Below are 917 nucleotides of genomic sequence, written 5' to 3' on the forward strand. Positions count from 1 at the left end.
AAACCTTTTTAAATTCGTACGAATCCCTTTTTCAGAACTATTCGCGTCAATGAACTTTTGTAAAATAGTAAAATCCTTTTCCTCTTCTCCAAATCTAGGAATAATGGGTGTATGTTTTAATAAGAAAATGAGATCTTCAGGCGTACTGTAATAATCAGTAACATCATATTCACGTACTTGCACGAGTTCAAATCCTGCACTAATAAGTTCACCCATATACTTTTCTTTTAAAGTGCCATCTCTTTCGCCTAAGCATTGTCCTCTACCAAATGTTTCTTTAAGGTTTAATTTATCATGTTCACTAACTTGTTGTGTTAAGAAAAAAGCACCCTTTTTCATTACTTTTGCTAATTCGGATGCTACAAATGGTGCATGACAACTTGAAGCAATATCAAAATGAGCATGTGGAAACGTTAAAGCTTCAGAATCCATTTGAAGAAACTCAACGTTTTGTATACCTGATTTTTTCAAGTTGGAATGTGCTGTTTCAATCATGCCACTAGAATTATCTATCCCAATTAATAATTTGGCTGAAGATGCTATGTTAAGTACATTCTCTCCTCCACCTGTACCAACATCAAGTAGAATATGTAATGGCTTGCATCTTTCTTTCACTTCACTATAAAAGTCCCATGTATCTCCTACAGTTTCACATTTTAACTTACTAAAATCCCATCCATTTAATCTTCCTACTTTATCATAAAAGTTTTTATACTCTAATCCGTTCATTTTAATATTTCCCCTTTGTAAAAATACATGAAATGTTTAATTCTGATGATCCTCGAAATAGACTCAAAGTTGCTATTTCAAAAAAGCACAAATCTCCTTTGATAGCTGATACGCGTTTTTTCATTCCCTCCACCTAGTTAGTATTGCACCAATTTCACCTCATCTGGAAGATTATTTGTATATAACAT

Annotated in this window: 1 protein-coding gene; it reads right to left on the minus strand. The window is 32.9% G+C overall.

The features are described 5' to 3' along the window. On the minus strand, window positions 1-729 hold a 729-nt coding region (locus tag KI356_RS26145; RefSeq protein WP_212936899.1), incomplete at its 3' end, for a class I SAM-dependent methyltransferase. Window positions 730-917 lie beyond the last annotated feature (188 nt).

The organism is Bacillus hominis, from assembly GCF_018332515.1.
GTDB lineage: Bacteria > Bacillota > Bacilli > Bacillales > Bacillaceae_G > Bacillus_A > Bacillus_A hominis.